This is a genomic window from Caldichromatium japonicum (assembly GCF_011290485.1).
Taxonomy (GTDB): domain Bacteria; phylum Pseudomonadota; class Gammaproteobacteria; order Chromatiales; family Chromatiaceae; genus Thermochromatium; species Thermochromatium japonicum.
On sequence record NZ_CP048029.1, the window covers coordinates 1475866 to 1491204 of the forward strand.

The 15339-nt window shown below is 60.2% G+C and carries 17 protein-coding genes and 4 pseudogenes; 8 read left to right on the forward strand and 13 right to left on the reverse strand.

Features of this window, described 5'->3' with window-relative positions; translation table 11 throughout:
* Positions 1 to 17 precede the first annotated feature (17 nt).
* From GWK36_RS14920 to GWK36_RS07235, 5 genes and pseudogenes are all read right to left on the reverse strand, one after another.
* Positions 18 to 215: a hypothetical protein gene (locus GWK36_RS14920; protein ID WP_210756892.1), complete on the reverse strand. Its 198-nt coding sequence runs from the start codon at positions 213 to 215 to the stop codon at positions 18 to 20.
* Positions 216 to 431, reverse strand: coding sequence for a helix-turn-helix domain-containing protein (locus GWK36_RS14925; RefSeq protein WP_210756721.1), 216 nt, complete (start codon positions 429 to 431; stop codon positions 216 to 218).
* Positions 425 to 577: a MerR family DNA-binding transcriptional regulator gene (locus GWK36_RS07225; RefSeq protein ID WP_166270572.1), complete on the reverse strand. Its 153-nt coding sequence runs from the start codon at positions 575 to 577 to the stop codon at positions 425 to 427. The genes GWK36_RS14925 and GWK36_RS07225 overlap by 7 nt, the downstream gene beginning before the upstream one ends.
* A 156-nt stretch (positions 578 to 733) precedes the next feature.
* Positions 734 to 1309, reverse strand: a complete 576-nt coding sequence (locus GWK36_RS07230; protein WP_166270573.1) for an AAA family ATPase — start codon at positions 1307 to 1309, stop codon at positions 734 to 736.
* A gap of 148 nt (positions 1310 to 1457) precedes the next feature.
* Positions 1458 to 1871: pseudogene (locus tag GWK36_RS07235) on the reverse strand (DDE-type integrase/transposase/recombinase); the annotation flags it as partial.
* 700 nt (positions 1872 to 2571) lie between these two features.
* Here GWK36_RS07235 and GWK36_RS07240 point away from each other — a divergent pair.
* The 3 genes and pseudogenes from GWK36_RS07240 (at position 2572) to GWK36_RS07250 (ending at position 7159) form a co-directional block, all read left to right on the forward strand.
* A complete protein-coding gene (locus tag GWK36_RS07240) occupies positions 2572 to 5349 on the forward strand; it encodes a hypothetical protein (protein WP_166270575.1) in 2778 nt (925 codons plus the stop codon).
* A 787-nt stretch (positions 5350 to 6136) separates the two neighbouring features.
* The gene (locus GWK36_RS07245) at positions 6137 to 6277 is read left to right on the forward strand and encodes a hypothetical protein (RefSeq protein ID WP_166270576.1); all 141 of its coding nucleotides are present in this window, start codon (positions 6137 to 6139) and stop codon (positions 6275 to 6277) included.
* A 179-nt stretch (positions 6278 to 6456) separates the two neighbouring features.
* Positions 6457 to 7159: pseudogene (locus GWK36_RS07250) on the forward strand (IS5 family transposase).
* Positions 7160 to 7298: 139 nt separating this feature from the next.
* Here GWK36_RS07250 and GWK36_RS15850 read toward each other — a convergent pair.
* The 6 genes and pseudogenes from GWK36_RS15850 to GWK36_RS07270 all read right to left on the reverse strand — a co-directional run bounded on the left by GWK36_RS15850 (position 7299) and on the right by GWK36_RS07270 (position 10002).
* Positions 7299 to 7955 (reverse strand): TOBE domain-containing protein, encoded by a 657-nt coding sequence (locus GWK36_RS15850; RefSeq protein ID WP_343033157.1) that lies wholly within the window; start codon positions 7953 to 7955, stop codon positions 7299 to 7301.
* Between the two features lie 3 nt (positions 7956 to 7958).
* Positions 7959 to 8252, reverse strand: coding sequence for an ATP-binding cassette domain-containing protein (locus GWK36_RS15855; RefSeq protein ID WP_343033158.1), 294 nt, complete (start codon positions 8250 to 8252; stop codon positions 7959 to 7961).
* 23 nt (positions 8253 to 8275) lie between these two features.
* Positions 8276 to 8374: pseudogene (locus GWK36_RS16055) on the reverse strand (hypothetical protein); the annotation flags it as partial.
* Positions 8371 to 8820, reverse strand: a pseudogene (locus GWK36_RS07260) (molybdate ABC transporter permease subunit); the annotation flags it as partial. The pseudogenes GWK36_RS16055 and GWK36_RS07260, both read right to left, overlap by 4 nt.
* An 18-nt stretch (positions 8821 to 8838) precedes the next feature.
* Entirely contained in the window at positions 8839 to 9711 is an 873-nt protein-coding gene (locus tag GWK36_RS07265; RefSeq protein ID WP_166272533.1) for an IS630 family transposase, read from the reverse strand.
* A gap of 21 nt (positions 9712 to 9732) precedes the next feature.
* Positions 9733 to 10002 carry a beta/alpha barrel domain-containing protein gene (locus GWK36_RS07270; RefSeq protein ID WP_166270577.1) on the reverse strand — a complete coding sequence of 90 codons (270 nt, stop codon included), beginning with the start codon at positions 10000 to 10002 and terminating at the stop codon, positions 9733 to 9735.
* 28 nt (positions 10003 to 10030) lie between these two features.
* Here GWK36_RS07270 and GWK36_RS07275 point away from each other — a divergent pair, with 28 nt between their 5' ends.
* The 5 genes from GWK36_RS07275 to rsxC all read left to right on the forward strand — a co-directional run bounded on the left by GWK36_RS07275 (position 10031) and on the right by rsxC (position 14703).
* Positions 10031 to 10282: a hypothetical protein gene (locus GWK36_RS07275; RefSeq protein WP_166270578.1), complete on the forward strand. Its 252-nt coding sequence runs from the start codon at positions 10031 to 10033 to the stop codon at positions 10280 to 10282.
* Between the two features lie 89 nt (positions 10283 to 10371).
* Positions 10372 to 11709, forward strand: a complete 1338-nt coding sequence (locus GWK36_RS07280; RefSeq protein WP_166270579.1) for an MFS transporter — start codon at positions 10372 to 10374, stop codon at positions 11707 to 11709.
* Positions 11710 to 11919: 210 nt separating this feature from the next.
* Positions 11920 to 12501, forward strand: coding sequence for an electron transport complex subunit RsxA (gene rsxA, locus GWK36_RS07285; RefSeq protein WP_166270580.1), 582 nt, complete (start codon positions 11920 to 11922; stop codon positions 12499 to 12501).
* A 34-nt stretch (positions 12502 to 12535) separates the two neighbouring features.
* Positions 12536 to 13108: an electron transport complex subunit RsxB gene (rsxB, locus tag GWK36_RS07290; RefSeq protein WP_166270581.1), complete on the forward strand. Its 573-nt coding sequence runs from the start codon at positions 12536 to 12538 to the stop codon at positions 13106 to 13108.
* A gap of 14 nt (positions 13109 to 13122) precedes the next feature.
* Positions 13123 to 14703, forward strand: coding sequence for an electron transport complex subunit RsxC (gene rsxC, locus GWK36_RS07295; RefSeq protein WP_166270582.1), 1581 nt, complete (start codon positions 13123 to 13125; stop codon positions 14701 to 14703).
* A gap of 48 nt (positions 14704 to 14751) precedes the next feature.
* Here rsxC and GWK36_RS16060 read toward each other — a convergent pair whose 3' ends face one another.
* Both GWK36_RS16060 and GWK36_RS07300 read right to left on the reverse strand, forming a co-directional pair.
* On the reverse strand, positions 14752 to 14829 hold the full coding sequence (locus tag GWK36_RS16060) for a hypothetical protein (RefSeq protein WP_425482795.1): 78 nt from the start codon (positions 14827 to 14829) through the stop codon (positions 14752 to 14754).
* A 49-nt stretch (positions 14830 to 14878) separates the two neighbouring features.
* Complete coding sequence (locus GWK36_RS07300; protein ID WP_343033159.1) at positions 14879 to 15241, reverse strand: NADH-quinone oxidoreductase subunit B family protein; 363 nt, start codon at positions 15239 to 15241, stop codon at positions 14879 to 14881.
* Positions 15242 to 15339 lie beyond the last annotated feature (98 nt).

The window sequence follows — 15339 nt, forward strand, 5'->3', positions numbered from 1 at the left end:
GGTGTGGAAGCGTCGTGTCAGGCTTGCGGGCCAAGATTGGGAATGCGTATGCGGCAACCGTCGATATTCACCTGGTCGTTGGTGAGGGTGAAGCGATCGTGCCCGCCCTTCTTACGGAAGGTTGGGTAGCGGGCACGGTCAGCAAAGAAGCTCTTGAACGCAGCCCCCAGCTGGATGATCGCCAGCTGCGGCGCGCATTTGGTGACCTCCAGCATTCACGGAAACTGCTGCCGCTTGATCGCGTTGAGCTGTCGGCGCAGCGCCGCCTCGCTTGGCTTGGGCAGGCCGTTGTCCCGCTTCCACGCCTCATACTGCTTGCCCCACTGCTCAAGCGCCCAGTTATAGGCAAAACGCGCCACACCGCACGCCTTGGCAAAATACGTGACCTGCGCATTATTGGGATCGGGCGCGATTTTGTGCGCCATCAGCATACTTGTGCCTCCTCCACGGCGCGGTGCACGCCAGCCGTGCGCTCATCGGGAAGCAGCCGACCCTCGCGCCCCCAGCGCCGCAGCGTCTGCACGTGTACACCCAGCGCTTCGGCGGCCTCGCGAATGCTGATAAGCTTGCATTTCATAAACAAATCATTAAACGCACAACAATGGTCAAATAATTGGCGAGCAGTTCAAGCCCCTGGCCATAGGCTATGCATTGCGTACCTTCCAGCTCTGCGGACAGCCCTGAAAGCCTGCGATCAGCGGCTCTCCGTAGGCGAAACGGCTCAGTGAGCGCCTCAAGCAGAATCTGCAAGCCAGTGCCCGATCGCCGCGATCGCTCGTTCGAGACGCTCCTCCCAACCGCCCGCGATCAGTATCGCCTGAGAACCCATCTCGGCCAGGCGCGTTTGAAAGAGCGCCATCTGCCCTGCTCGGTCGCCCGGGCGATCGCGGATGCCATCGGCGATCCAAGGGACATCGATATCGGTGAGCAGGTAAAGGTCCTGGGGCAGACGCGACCTGAGCTGTTCTAACAACGGCTCGATCTCAGTGGGGACCCTGCCAAAGAAGCATTCAGACCAGATGCGGATGGTCAAAAGATCAGTGTCGCAGATGATCAACCCCTCTGGACTCTGGGCCAGGGCCTTGTCCTCCGCGGCCCGCTGCCCCCAAGCGATGGCCGGGACGTCTTCAAGCGCACAGTTTCGCCCACAGCGCAGGAGCTTGTCTTGGATATAGGCGCGGGCAAATTCGGGGACTAGGGGGACGCGAAAATGGGCGGCTAAACGCACTGCCAGGGTGCTCTTGCCCGTGGACTCGGGTCCAGTGAGGACCAAGCGGCGCGGTTTAAAAACCCCCATTCGACTATTCATGGGTGAACTATATTACTTAGGCTATTCAAGCTCGGTCTGATTGCTGGTAAAAGGGGGAAAGGGATGATGCGCGGGGCAATAGCGTTTATCAAGGACGCCGGGTTTAAACTGAGTTTTCCTCGGTTTTTCGTCCTCCAACCCAGCGGCATTATGCTGCCAATTTTTGCTTGTGCTGAGCCGTGATCCAGTCTTCCAGGAATTGTCTGGGAAAGGCGTAGCCGCGTGTGGAATGCTTTCGCCTGCGGTTGTAGAACGGCTTGATGTCATCAAAGATATCTGCCTTGACTTCGGCCTGCGTACTGTAACACCTGCCATGCACCCGTTCATTCTGCAGGCTGTGTAAGAAGCTCTCCGTCGACGCGTTGTCCCAACAATTCCCTTTGCGACTCAGCGAGCAGATCATGCCGTACTCTTGCAACTGCGCCTGAAAGGCGTGGTTCGTATACTGGCTTCCCCTGTCCGAATGGTGAATCAGTCTCGGTGCAGGCTTTCTGCGGAACCACGCTATGCTCAACCTAGCGATCACAATGTCCGCCGTCATCTGTGGCTTGATCGACCAGCCCCAGTTCCTTCGCGACTGCACCGATCGTCTGGCCAGCCTTTACCCGCTTGACCGCCAACTCCAGAAATTCTGGGTGTGTATTCCTACTTTGGTTTCTTCAACTTCGTTGCTCCTTCCAATTTACTGGGCGTTATACCTCATCCCTTGGAAGACGAAATTTTGGGGGAAGCCACTTCTGAGCAAGATCAAAATACATTCACCGGTAGCTGGGGCTATGGCGAAGGTGATCTGACCGGAAACTATACGGGGACACGCCGGCGTTCACCTTAAATGGCAATTCCCTGAGATCTGAATAGAACCCCCTTGGACCAAGACCATGCTTGACTCTAGACCATGGATTCGCCTAAGGCAGTTCATCTGTTTAGGGCGACAGCTTCTCAAAAGCGCTAGGGGTGAGATCCTGTCTGTCATTGTCCTCCCGCTTTGCTGCCTACTGCAGGCAAACGCCAGTGCCCAACCGGTCTTATCGGGTAAAGCGATTCAGACGCTAGCCGTCGATGGGCCAGCCATGCGGATAGGCCCGGCCTTTGCCTCCTCTGCTCTGCCCATCCAGGGCCCTACCCCCCAAGCTGAGCCCCCTGCATCGGGGAAGGTTTCCCAAACTGACAGTCCTTCCCCTGTTCAACTGACTCAATCCAAGCCTCAGATCAGAGAGCGCCTTTGGTCCCCAGCCCCGGCCATGCGTGTCTTCGAGCGGGGGATGTCTGTCGAGGGACTGGATCTCGAATATCTCGAGGGGACACGTATCCTGGCCCTGCCCGATGGGGGCTATGTCGCAGCGGCAGGCGTCAAGGGCCCGGGTGGATTGGAGATCTGGGTGGCGCGTTTCAGCCGCCAGCACGAACTGCTCTGGACCCGCTCCTTGGACGGCCCATTCGATGCCCAGGTGACCGCTTTGGTGTGGAACCCAGGGGTGGGTCTCTTGGTTGCAGGCGAGCTTGGGCCCGAGCACCCTGGCTTTATGCTGGCGCTGGATGATGGGGGCGAGCCGCTGTGGTCCAGGATCATCGATGTCCAGCCGTTCGCGATCCAGCAGGATCGAGATAGCGGTCAGCTCCTGGTCGCGGGCCAGTACTGGTCGGAGGACGGTATCCCCGTGGGTCTGGTCGCCTCGCTCAGACCCAATGGCGATATGTTCTGGCGCCTATCGTTCCCCCACGTCAAGACCGTCCGCGGTCTGACAGCGGTTGCCGAGGGTTGGGCGGCCGTCGGTCTCACCGAGCAAGGCATGGTCTGGTCCGCCGGTATCGATCGCCAGGGTCGACTCAGATGGGAGCGCCTGCATGAGGGGCTGAAGACCGAACGCTTACCGCCCCTCCTTACCCTTGCCGATGGCCGGATGCTGCTCGCTGGAGTGGAACGGGAGACGGCTAGCCTATGGCTGCGCTGGTGTGCAGGCGATGGCAGGCCGCTTGAGACCCAACGCCTTGCGCTCGGCAGCGGGATGCTGGCGGGGGCTTCAACCCTCGAGCTGTTGGAACGCGATGACTCAGGGGATCTATGGCTGGGCGGCATGACCCAGGGACAGGACGCCTGGCTTGCACGGCTCTCAGCACAGGCCGAACCGCTTTGGCTTCGGGTCTATGGCCGCGATCCAGGGCTCGATCGCTGGACGGATCTGAGGCGTCATGGTGAAGCGCTACTCCTCGGCGGGATCAGCCAAGCATCTGTGGATCTTGCACCTGGGCTGTGGATGGCGGTCTTGGATCGCAACGGTCAACCCCTGGCGGCCCCTCAGCCTACGCAGAGCGCGCGGGCCCTGGCTGCCTGGCTCGATGAGGGCCTCGCGGACGCTGGTTGGCTCAAGCTCGGCGGCCGCCCCGAGGTCAGCGAGGATAAGGGAATCATAAGCCTGCTTCTACCCTTTGCGCGCCTCGAACTCCCTGTAGATCCAGAGGAATCCGAACCATTGGCCGCCTTTGAGCTCGGGTGGGTCAGGGGGGAGCTCATTTCAACCAATGGTCGCTGGCAAGGGGTGCTTGATTGGCCGGCGCGGGTCGTCCTGTGGGATCGCTCCAGGTCTGTGACCGACATCCTCGAAATCTCCGAGCGGCGCCTGGGTCTAGGCTGGTCGTCCGACCAGGGGCTTGAGTCGTTGGACCTCGAGCTCGAAGACCTGAAGCTCAAGCCAGGTATCCCGCTGGTCCTCCTGACTTTCTATGAGGGCTTGGCCCTGACCTCACCGCTAGAGGAGCTCCCTCAAGGCAGCCTGCAGCTTGGTTCGGTGCAGTATCAGGTTATCTCTGGGCATGGACCGCGGCAGACCTATAACGAGTCGCTGTCCATCAAAGATCTAAGCGCTGAGGGAGAAGACAACGCGTTCAGGCTCGGGGTCCTGGAACTCAGGTTTGACTACCGCAGTCAGGACCTTGAAGAACAGATGGCTGCTGCCTCGGACCTGTTCGAGCTGCTTGATGCGGGTACGGTCGATCCGGAGACCTTGGATCAGGGCATCGCCCGTCTCTTCCAGGGGAGCGAACCGATCGAGGCCGCAGTCAGCTTAAGCGACCTCGAGGTCGCTGATCGCTCAGCACAGGTCCAGTACCGCCTAGGGGGGTTCGCTCTGAGGGCGCAGGGCACCCCAAATGCGCTCGACGGCAGTCTCTGGACGCTTAAGCTGCGACCCGAGCTCAAAGAGCTGCGCATCCAAGGCCCGAAGGGCAAGATGGACCTTGACGCCTGGTCGATGGAGCTTGCCATCGAGCGGTTGGCTGTGGGACCGCTCCTTAAGACCCTGTTGGCAGCGGGGACCGATCAACCGCCGGCGCTTGACAGCCTCACCCAAGTCCTTGCCCGACTGCTCGCCTCTTGCGCGATTGGTTTTGACCTTGAAGGTCTGCACGTCCGCCCCCTGGATAAGGAGCCCCTTGACCTTAAAGCCCTGGGGGCCAGATTGACCCTGAGCGACCTGGATACCTGTCGCCCCAGTCTGCGCCTCTCCTATCGACACGATGGCATCCAAGCGCTACCTGATCCTGATGTCCCCCCTGGACTCATTCCCACCCAGGCCGAGCTAGATGGAGCATTCTCAGCCGACAACCTGGGCCTCTTGCTGCTCGCCTTGTCGCTTGCCCAGCCGGATCAGGAACAGGCGCTGGAATGGCTCGCCCGACAAAAGGCCGTGCTTGAGGTCAAGACCCTGGACCTCGGGATGCCTGCCGGTCGGGTGACCCTAACCGGTAGGGTGGAGGTCAAGGAGAGCGATGGATCCGCAACCTCTGTGCCGGCAGTCCTCGATCTAGATCTGGAGATAGGGGTGCAGGACCTAGATCGCCTAATCGAGGAGATCGCCCGTAACAAGCCGCCCGAGCAACAGCGTAGTCTTAGGGCAGCAGCAGTGGTGCTTAAACTCATGGGTGAGGAGAAACGTCAGTCCAAGGGCCCAAGCCGGCATCGGTTCCGCATCCAAGGCGACCCAGCGGGGTCGCTTAGAATCAATGACAAGGACATCAAGACGCTCATTGAGGCGTTTCAATAATGGCAATCCCTCGCTGCGCACCTGCCTGCATGGACGTCTCAACACCAACACGCCTTGGATAGGTTCCGCGCAAATCTGGCCCTAGCCGGAGGGGAGCGGAGTGTGCTTTTGCCAGGTGCCGAAAAACAACCTGACGGCTAGAGAGGGATTGGTCGCCCATACGACAAATTGCACCTTACAAGTTGGCCGCCACGCCAAATTAAAAATACCCTTTAAAATTAAAAATTTATGTATTGTAATTTTTTGCATAATGACCAGCAAACCCATCGACGGAGACGCAGCTTGGCCCAGCCTATCAAGACCCTTGTGCAAGGCAGCTGTCGCCCGGGCGGGTGCAGCACCCCTACCCTGCCCGAGCCGATCGAGCGGTGGATCGCCGAGCATCCCTGTTATTCCGCGTCGGCGCAGCATCGCTTTGCGCTCTTAAATCTGACAGTTAGAGACCTTCTATCAGCTCGGACGCCTAACCGACATGGCTGAGCTGTTGGAGAACATCCGCCCGCAATACGCCGAACCGCGGCCGATCCATCGCTTTGTCGAGGAGTGGGGGCGAAACAGCGCCGGGCAAGCCCCGTCTTTTCCAACCATTGGCTCCTCAGCATCCGCACCCATCTCGACCACTATCGCCAATGGCGCCAAGAGGCCAGCCGTTGCGCAAACCCTGTCCCAAGAGGACAGGTCTGATGCCTGCTGCACCGAGGCCGGTTTCACTTCGGTTTTGCCACCTCAGCCAGCGCCTTCTTCTACATCGGCGTGACTTCGGGCGCCACTCGCCCAAGAGAGCGCTATGCGGTGGAGATTCTTTGCTGCATCACAGGTCCATCACGCCGTCGCCACCGCGATCATGGAGAACGTTCAGGAGGGTTTTAGCTATCTACCCGAACGCGATGTCCAGGTCGTGCGCGATTGGCTGCATCGATCTTATTAGGTCCTCTTCTCAATCGTGCGCATAGTGCTATGTCATATGCAAGCGAGGTTGCATAAATCGTTCACAGTCACTGACATGGCGAGGGGCTGTTCACAGTGGGTGAAGTCTGGTCATATCCTGACTTTTGCGCAGGAGTCAGGATGGAGCGGAAGATGTTATGAGATGAGCGGTGGGCACGCATTGAGCAGCTGTTACCGGGGAAGAAGAGCGATCCGGGTTGCACAGCGAGGGACAACCGGCGCGTTGTCGAAGCCGTGCTCTGGATCATGCGCACCGGCTGTCTGTGGCGCGATTTGCCAGCCGAGCTGGGCCACTGGCACCGGACATATGTGCGTTTCTCGCGCTGGCGCGAGAAAGGTGTTTGGGAGCGCGTGGCCGCCGCACTGCAAGGCGATGCCGACATGGAGCATCTGTTCATCGACTCGACCATCGTGCGCGCCCACTCACATTCTGCTGGCGCCCCAAAAAAGCGGGCCAACAGGAAATCGGTCGCTTGCGGGGCGGGTTGACGACCAAACTGCACGTTGCGGTGGATGCCTTGGGCAATCCGCTGCGCGTCATTCTCTCGGCAGGGCAGGTCGCCGACATCGAGCAGGCCGCGGCGTTAATCCAGGACCAACCGACCGAGTGCGTCATTGCCGACAAGGGTTACGACTCGGATGCCCTTGTCGAAACGGTGACCGCACAGGGCAGCCAGGCGGTCATCCCCCACGCTCCAACCGACTCAATCCGCGCTCGTTCAACCGGCATCTCTACAAAAACCGCAATCTGATCAAGCGCTTCTTCTGTCGCATCCAGCAATTCAGACGCATCACCACGCGCTACGACAAGCTCGCCTCGTCTTCCCTGTCGTTCGTTTATCTGGCTTGCACCATCGCCTGATTGACTTGATTGAGAATACACCCTAGGTTTTAGGGAAGCGCTGATCAAGCGACAGCCTGGTGCCCGCTGACTTCCGCACCTTACTTGAATTTTTCTCGATTTTTTAAATCAATAGGGTGCGCATCGCGCACCTTACCGCCTATACCAGCACGCCCGCGACCTTGAGCTGGGCCCAGACCCGATCCTCCGGCTTGAGCGCCAGAGACTCAGCCGAGCGGCGGGTTAGGCGCGCCAGGAGCCATTGTTCGCCGACGGCGACGCGCGCCAAACACAGTGCCGGATGGACATCTGGGGTGATCTCTTGGACGGTAAGCGGAAAGTGGTTGAAGATACTGGAGCCCAAAAGCTCGGCGTGCGAGAGACTCACATCCCGCGCCAGCACCCGCACTCGCACCTGTTTGCCCAGCGGATAGCCTTCATCGCGCGCCCAGAGACTGATACCGCCAGGCAGTTCGATGCGCGCCAGGTGCCAATCGGGGTCGCGTTCGACCGGGGCCCCGGCGAGCACTACCCCTGCGTTCTCGCCCAGACGGATCAGCAGGTCGAGACGGGTTAGGGTCTCGGCCAGGGGGCCAGAGGCGATGACCCGCCTGCCTTCCAGGGCCACTAGATGATCGACCAGACGCGCGACCTCCTCTGGGGCGTGGCTGACATAGAGCACGGGGATCTTGAGGGTCTCGTGTAGATGTTCGAGATAGGGCAGGATCTCGCGCTTGCGCGCGACATCTAAGGCCCCCAACGGTTCGTCCATCAGCAACAGGCGCGGCTTGGTGAGCAAGGTACGGGCGATCGCCACCCGTTAGCGCTCGCCGCCCGACAGACGCTCGGGCCGGCGGTCGAGCAGATGGCCTATCCCCAGAAGCTCGATCGTTTCGGCGAAGCCGGCGCCATTGGCGCCGCGTCGCTTCATTCCATAGTCGAGGTTCTCACGCACTGACAGATGGGGGAATGGGCTCGCCTCCTGAAAGACATAGCCGAGCGGTCGCCGATAGGTCGGCACAAAGGTCTTGCCCTCCTGCCAGACCTCGCCGTCGAACAGCAGCCGCCCGTCAGGGACGCACTCAAGACCGGCGATCGCGCGCAGATCGCGCACAGGAGCGTGGTCTTGCCCGAACCCGAATGACCGAAGAGCGCCGTCACCCCGCTGGCGGGTAGTTTGAGGTCCACATCCAGGGTGAATGCCGGATAATTCAGTCGGAAACGTGCCTCGATCATGTCTTTTTCCCTGTCGGGTTCAGGCTATAGAGGGCGGCGAGCACCAAGAAGGAGAAGATCACCATGCTCGCCGACAGCCAGTGCGCCTGGGCATATTCAAGCGCCTCGACATGGTTATAGATCTGCACCGAGACCACCCGTGTCTTGTCGGGGATGTTGTCGCCGATCATCAAGACCACCCCGAACTCGCCAACCGTATGGGCAAAGCAGAGGACAATAGCGGTCAAAAAACCCGGCTTGGCGAGCGGGACTACCACGCTGAAGAAGGCGTCCAGCGGCTTGGCGCCCAAGGTGGCAGCTACCTCCAGGGGTCGGTCGCCGAGTGATTCGAAAGCGTTTTGGATCGGCTGCACCACAAAGGGCAGCGAATAGAATACCGATGCCACCACCAACCCCCAAAAGGTGAAGGGTAGCAGCCCAATCCTTAGCCATTGGGTTATTAATCCGAAACCAATGAACTTATATTACGCGGCATCATGGAGCTTGGGATGCTGGAAGTAGCGCATGATGCGTTGGGGGGAATTGAGAAGGCGGCGCAGGTGGCTGACGGTCGCCTTCTTCAGATCGCCCTTGGCGCGGGAGGGCGCCTGCGCGGTGATGGTGGCCTTGAGCATCTCGTTGGGGTTCAGTGCCGGGCTATAGGGGAGGGAGGAGGCCTCGATTTGATTGGCGCATGCAGCCAGCCAGGCCTTGACTGGCTTGGTGTGATGCACGCGCAGGTTGTCGAGGATGAGGAAGATCTTCTTGCCCCTGGCGTCCTTGACGAGCCGCTTCATGAAGTCGATCAGGATGTCGGCGTTCATCGCCCCCGCGAACGCCTTCCAAGGCACCTTGCCGCGGTTGGTCAGCGTCGAGATCACCGACAGGCCTTCGCGACGGTGCGTGACGCGAATCTCGGGCGTCTTGATCGCCGGCGCATAAGAGCGCCCGCGCACCTCGTCCGAGCGCAGCCCCGTTTCATCGCCCCAGTGGATTTCGGCGCCCTCGGCCTTGGCGCGCTGGGCAATGTCCGGGTAGATCTCCTCAAGCCACGTCTTGCCCGCCGGCGGGCTTTGCTCATAGGCGCGCCGAATCGGTTTCTGGGGCGTCAATCCCCAGCGCGCCATGTACTTGCCCTCCCCCTGCGGCCTGAGCTCGATGCCAAAACGGTCGAGGATCAACTGCCACAGCGCAAACGGCAGCTTCAGCTGATCCGGTGTCCCGTCGCACATGAGCTTGCGTATCTGGGCGTCCTGCTCCGCCAACAGCGCCCGCTTCTCACCCACCTTTCCTTGAGCCCTTGGGCCCCTTCGCGCCCATAGCCTTTGCAGATGTCGAACACCCCTGCGCCCAACAATCCCCTCTGCGCGCCTATCGCTTCATACGTCCAGCCACGCGCAGGTCGCGATGTCCTGGGCATTGAGCCGGCTCCAGACCATCAGGCGTGCCGCAAGTCCCAGGGCAGAAATGGTACAGATGTCATCGCGCTCGACCTCGCCCATTGCGGGGATGCCAACCTGGGGATGCCAACCTCCATCTCGGGGACGCCGAGCATCGAGCAGGCCGGCGATGGCCAGACGTTCAGCACGAGCCAAGGCCACCCCTACCGACTGCTCGCCATCGTGCAAGGTGGTGTCATAGATGATCATGGCTGATTGGATAGAGTGATGAGGCTCTATGCCTGGTATCAAGCAATTTGAATTCCAAAATAAATACTTTGATAATCAATCTTTTGCGATTAAACGCTGGGCATTTTGTAGCGTTTATGACAAGGGTACGGGGGCGATATGCGCTGGTCGAGCAGCGATCATGCTGAATGCTAGAGACCCTCGCCAACGCCCTGCGCCTCCTGAACATCCTCCTGAACATCCGTCCCAAGCAGCGCCAGCCAGAATGCTGCACATAGAACAGCTGTGGGTGCCAAGATGAATGAGGACTCGAACTATAGCGCGCATTTCCGCCGGCCCCGGCTTTCAGCGACAATCCCCGGGTCCATCCGCAACCACGGGGCCGACCCTATGCCATCCCGCACCCTTGCCCCCCGCCGCGAGATCCTGGGCTGGGCGATGTTCGACTTTGCCAATTCGTCCTATACGCTCCTCATCATCACCGTGGTCTTCGGCGACCTCTTCACCCGGGTGATCGTGGGCGACGGGCCTGAATACCGGTTAGGGAATTTGTTATGGAGCCTGTCCTTGGCGTTCAGCTATCTGTTGGTGGTGGTCATCTCACCCGTGGCCGGGGCAATCATGGACTATCGAGCGGCCAAAAAACGCTTTTTATTCGCAAGCTATGTGCTCACAGTCATCACCACCGCCGGGCTCTATTGGGCTGCGCCAGGCTGGGTGTGGCTGGCCATAATGCTCTTGATCCTGTCTAACCTTGGCTTTGCCCTGGGCGAATCCTTTGTGGCGAGCTTTTTACCCGACCTAGGACCGCCCGAGGACCTGGGCAAGATCTCGGGATTCGGCTGGGCCTTGGGCTATGTCGGTGGACTGGTCGCAGCGATGTTCGTCCTCTTGGTGCTCGGCGAGGTGAGCGCCGAAAACTTTGAGCGCATCCGCTGGGTTGGGCCTTGGACCGCCTTGTTTTTTATGCTCGCCGCCATCCCGACCTTTCTCTGGGTGCGCGAGCTCGCCAGTCCCAGAGCCTTGCCCCCCGGCCAAACCTATATCGGTCTCGGCCTCAGCCGCGTCAGCCATACCTTGCGCCATCTCGATCGGCATCGCGATCTGGCCTGGCTCCTGCTTTCGGTCTTCTTTTCGATGGCGGGGATCGCCATCATCATCACCTATGCCTTCATCTATGGGGCGCAGGTGATCCAATGGGATGAGGAGACGCGCCGCTTGATGTTCGTTCTAGTGCAATTGACCGCAGCAGCCGGGGCCTTTGTCTTCGGATTGATCCAGGACTGGTTCGGGGCGCGCCGGACCTATGTCTTGACCCTGGTGTTGTGGATCATCGCGATCCTATTGATCTATCTCACCCCGCAGATTGCGGCCCAGGCGCATCGATGGCTGGGGTTGGATTGGCAGGCGCAACAGGTGTTTTTGGTCGTCGGCTGTATCGCTGGCGCCAGCCTCGGCGCCTGCCAATCGAGCACCCGTACCCTGGTTGGACTCTTTGCCCCGCCCTCGCGCTCAGCTGAGCTCTTTGGCTTTTGGGGGCTGGCGATGAAGCTGGCTGGGGTCTTTGGGCTGATGGGGATCGGCCTGCTCCAGACCTGGCTCGGGCTGCAACAAGCGATGCTCTTGTGCGCCCTGTTGTTTGGTATCGCGCTTTTGCTCGCAGGCCGAATCGATGAAAGACGCGGGCGCGAGGCAGCCGAGGCGCATGAGGCGGGGGTGGACGTTTAGTAAGGGCGGACGACTGGGTGAGGCTGACTTTATCCCTAAACGCTATCGTGTTGCTGGCAAGCCAAGGGCAGCGTATTCTTGCTGCCCTGATCCGACTGCCGGGGGGAGCTCGGGGCTCCTGGGTGCAATAGTATCCCCGAGGGGTTCCCCGCTCGGCCCAGACAGGACTATACAGCGTCTCTCTTGCGAGCAGGCAGCAAAGCGATCCGCATGACCGAATACATCCTCATCCTGGTCGGGACCATCCTGGTCAACAACTTCGTCCTGGTGAAGTTTTTGGGCCTATGCCCTTTCATGGGGGTCTCGAAGAAACTGGAGACGGCGACAGGGATGGGTCTGGCGACCACCTTTGTGCTGACCCTGTCCTCGGTGATCAGTTGGATCGTCAATACCCTGATCCTCGAGCCCCTAGGGATCGGTTATCTGCGCACCATCGCCTTTATCCTGGTGATCGCCTCGGTCGTCCAGTTCACCGAGACGGTGATGCGCAAGACAAGCCCGCTTTTGTACCAATTGCTTGGGATCTATCTGCCCCTGATCACCACCAATTGCGCTGTGCTGGGGGTGGCCCTGCTCAATCAACAGACGGGGCATACCCTGGTCGAATCGGCGCTCTATGGGTTTGGTGCCGCCCTTGGGTTTTCCTTGGTCTTGACGCTCTTTGCCGCCATCCGCGAGCGGGTGGCGGTGGCTGATGTCCCTGGGCCCTTTAAAGGAAGCCCGATCGCCTTGATCACAGCAGGCCTCATGTCACTGGCCTTCATGGGTTTCGCAGGGCTCGTGCCCAACTGATCCTTGTCTTGAGCGCCTTACCTGTTTTTAAGCCATGTCTGCCGCCATTTTGGCCCTCGCTGCCCTCGCTGCTTTTTTCGGCGCCTTGCTCGGTTATTCGGCCTTGCGCTTTCGGGTCGAGGGTAACCCGATCGCCGATCAGATCGAATCCCTCTTGCCCCAGACCCAATGCGGGCAATGCGGTTATCCGGGATGCCGGCCTTATGCTGAGGCTCTTGCCAAGGGCGAGGTCGAGATCAATCGTTGTCTTCCGGGGGGTGAGTCCCTGGTCCTGACCCTCGCCGATTTGCTTGGCCGTGAGCCGATGGCGATGGAGATCAAACACAAGGACCCGGTGGTAGCCTATATCGATCCGGAACGCTGTATCGGCTGTACCCGCTGCATCCTGGCCTGCCCGGTCGATGCGATCATCGGCGCGACCAAACAGCTGCATGCGGTGCTCGAAAGCGAATGCACCGGCTGCGAGCTATGCGTTGCCCCTTGCCCAGTAGATTGTATCGAGATGCGCCCTATCCCTCAGGACATCCAGAATTGGCGCTGGCCTTATCCGTCCTCTGCCTCATGGCCGCTGAGCAGCAACGCCATCGATGTGACCAAGGCCGCCTAGGATCGACCCGACTCATGGCAAATCCCCTTCCCGACACAAACGCCCGTCCGCTTTGGTGCTTTCATGGCGGTATCCATATACCCGATGAAAAGGGACTATCGAGCCAGTGCCCGATCGAGTCAGTTCCCCTGCCGGAGCGCCTTTGGGTCCCGCTGCAACAGCATATCGGCGCCCCCACCCGCCCCTTGGTCGCCCCGGGCGAACGGGTCTTAAAAGGGCAACTGATCGCCGAACCTCAGGGTTTGGTGAGCGCCCCTATCCATGCCCCGACCTCAGGGCGAATCCTGGCGATTGAGCCGCATCCGGTACCGCACCCATCAGGTCTCTCTGCCCCTTGTTTCCTGATTGAAGCAGATGGCGAAGAGACCTGGGCTGAGCTGCCGCCCCCCCTACTTGATTACCCTCAGCTCGATCCGGGCTTGATCCGCGAGCGTATCCGCTGGGCGGGGGTCGTGGGTTTAGGTGGAGCGACCTTTCCGACCCATGTCAAGCTGAATTCAGCGCCTGACCGCCCGATCCATACCCTGATCATCAATGGCGCCGAGTGCGAGCCCTATATCACCTGCGATGATCGGCTGATGCGCGAGCGCGCCCTGCATATCTTCGAGGGAGTGCGGATCATCCATCATCTCCTGCAGCCCAGGGTCGTGCTGATCGGTATCGAGGACAACAAGCCCGAGGCGATCGCTGCCATGCGCCAAGCCCTGGCGGCTACTGACATGGGCGGCTACACTGAGATCGTTGCGATCCCCACCCTCTATCCGAGCGGCGGCGAGAAACAACTCATCAAGATCCTCAGTGGGCGCGAGGTCCCCACGAGCAGTATCCCTGCCCAGATCGGCATCGTCTGCCAAAACGTCGGGACGGCAGCGGCGGTCGCAGATGCTGTTTTAGAAGGGCGACCTTTGATCAGCCGCGTGGTGACGGTGTCGGGACGGGCCATTGCCAATCCAAGCAACCTTGAGGTCTGGGTCGGCACCCCGATCACCCATCTTATCGACCAGTGCGGCGGCTATCGCCAAGCGCCTGCCAAGCTCATCTGCGGCGGCCCAATGATGGGTTTTAAGATAGAAGATTCCCGAACACCGATCGCCAAGGGGACCAATTGTGTGCTCGCCTTGACCGCCGCTGAGTCGCCTGACCCCGGGCCCGCCCTGCCCTGCATCCGCTGCGGGCGTTGCGCCGAGGTCTGTCCGGCCAATCTCTTGCCGCAGCAGCTCTATTGGTATGCGCGCGCCAAGGATTTGGATCGGGTACAGGACTATCACCTGTTCGACTGTATCGAATGCGGCTGCTGCGCCTATGTCTGCCCAAGCCATATCCCGCTCGTGCAGTATTATCGCTATGCCAAGACCGAGATCTGGGCGCGCGAAAAGGAGCGCCGGAAGGCCGAACAAACGCGCACGCGCCATCTCGCCAAGCAGGCCAGGCTCGAACGCCAGGCGCGCGAGCGTCAGGCAAGGTTACAGCAACATAAAGAGGCGCTTGCCAGCCAAGACAAGGGGCACCCAGAGGCTCAAGCGGCCATGATCGAGACCATCGAGACCGCCCGTCAGCGTGCCGCAGCGCGCAAGTTGTACGCATCCGAAGATTGAGCCCACCTCGGCGGAGGTTGCGAGGTCAGCCGCCGATACATTGCGCAATTAAAGTGCCAGGGCACATAGCAAACCGCGCAAGAGCTCTACCGGTGCGGGTGGACAACCAGGGATCTTTATATCCACTGGGATGACGTTCTCGACTGGCCCGCAGCTTGCCTAAGAGATCCCGAACTCACCACCAGTGCAAGGCGCAGTCGCCAGCAGCGATGACGAACTTGGGTGCCGGGACCGCCCGCCAGGTGCGGCGTAAAGCGGTTTCCATATGGCGCGAGACCGGGCCGGTGACCAAAAGCGCGTCGGCATGTCGCGGGGAGGCGACGAAATGCACACCGAACCGCTCGAGATCGCAATAGGGGTTAGTGAGCGCATGAAGCTCGAGCTCACAGGCATTGCATGAACCGGCATCCACCTGGCGGATCGTCAGGCTCCGCCCGAGACGAAGCTCGATACCAAACCGTTCGAGCTCAAAATCGGTCACTGGGACCGCCTTGGTGACTACACCGGTCTGCAGGGATTTTTTGAGAATACGCAACATCTTTATCTGTGAGGTTTAAATAAACGGCGGTCTTGAAGACCTTTCTCTTGCTGCGCAATGCATACTCGAAAAGCGCTGATTCATTCACAGCCACGCAT

Coding starts and splice junctions, on each gene's coding strand:
- GWK36_RS07245 (WP_166270576.1), top strand. CDS start 6,137: ATGCGGTGGAGATTCTTTGCTGCATCACAGGTCCATCACGCCGTCGCC.
- rsxC (WP_166270582.1), top strand. CDS start 13,123: ATGGCAAATCCCCTTCCCGACACAAACGCCCGTCCGCTTTGGTGCTTT.
- GWK36_RS07240 (WP_166270575.1), top strand. CDS start 2,572: ATGTCTGTCGAGGGACTGGATCTCGAATATCTCGAGGGGACACGTATC.
- GWK36_RS07280 (WP_166270579.1), top strand. CDS start 10,372: ATGCCATCCCGCACCCTTGCCCCCCGCCGCGAGATCCTGGGCTGGGCG.
- GWK36_RS14920 (WP_210756892.1), bottom strand. CDS start 215: ATGCTGGAGGTCACCAAATGCGCGCCGCAGCTGGCGATCATCCAGCTG.
- GWK36_RS07270 (WP_166270577.1), bottom strand. CDS start 10,002: ATGATCATCTATGACACCACCTTGCACGATGGCGAGCAGTCGGTAGGG.
- GWK36_RS07275 (WP_166270578.1), top strand. CDS start 10,031: ATGCCTGGTATCAAGCAATTTGAATTCCAAAATAAATACTTTGATAAT.
- GWK36_RS07225 (WP_166270572.1), bottom strand. CDS start 577: ATGAAATGCAAGCTTATCAGCATTCGCGAGGCCGCCGAAGCGCTGGGT.
- GWK36_RS14925 (WP_210756721.1), bottom strand. CDS start 431: ATGCTGATGGCGCACAAAATCGCGCCCGATCCCAATAATGCGCAGGTC.
- GWK36_RS07300 (WP_343033159.1), bottom strand. CDS start 15,241: ATGTTGCGTATTCTCAAAAAATCCCTGCAGACCGGTGTAGTCACCAAG.
- rsxA (WP_166270580.1), top strand. CDS start 11,920: ATGACCGAATACATCCTCATCCTGGTCGGGACCATCCTGGTCAACAAC.
- rsxB (WP_166270581.1), top strand. CDS start 12,536: ATGTCTGCCGCCATTTTGGCCCTCGCTGCCCTCGCTGCTTTTTTCGGC.
- GWK36_RS07230 (WP_166270573.1), bottom strand. CDS start 1,309: ATGAATAGTCGAATGGGGGTTTTTAAACCGCGCCGCTTGGTCCTCACT.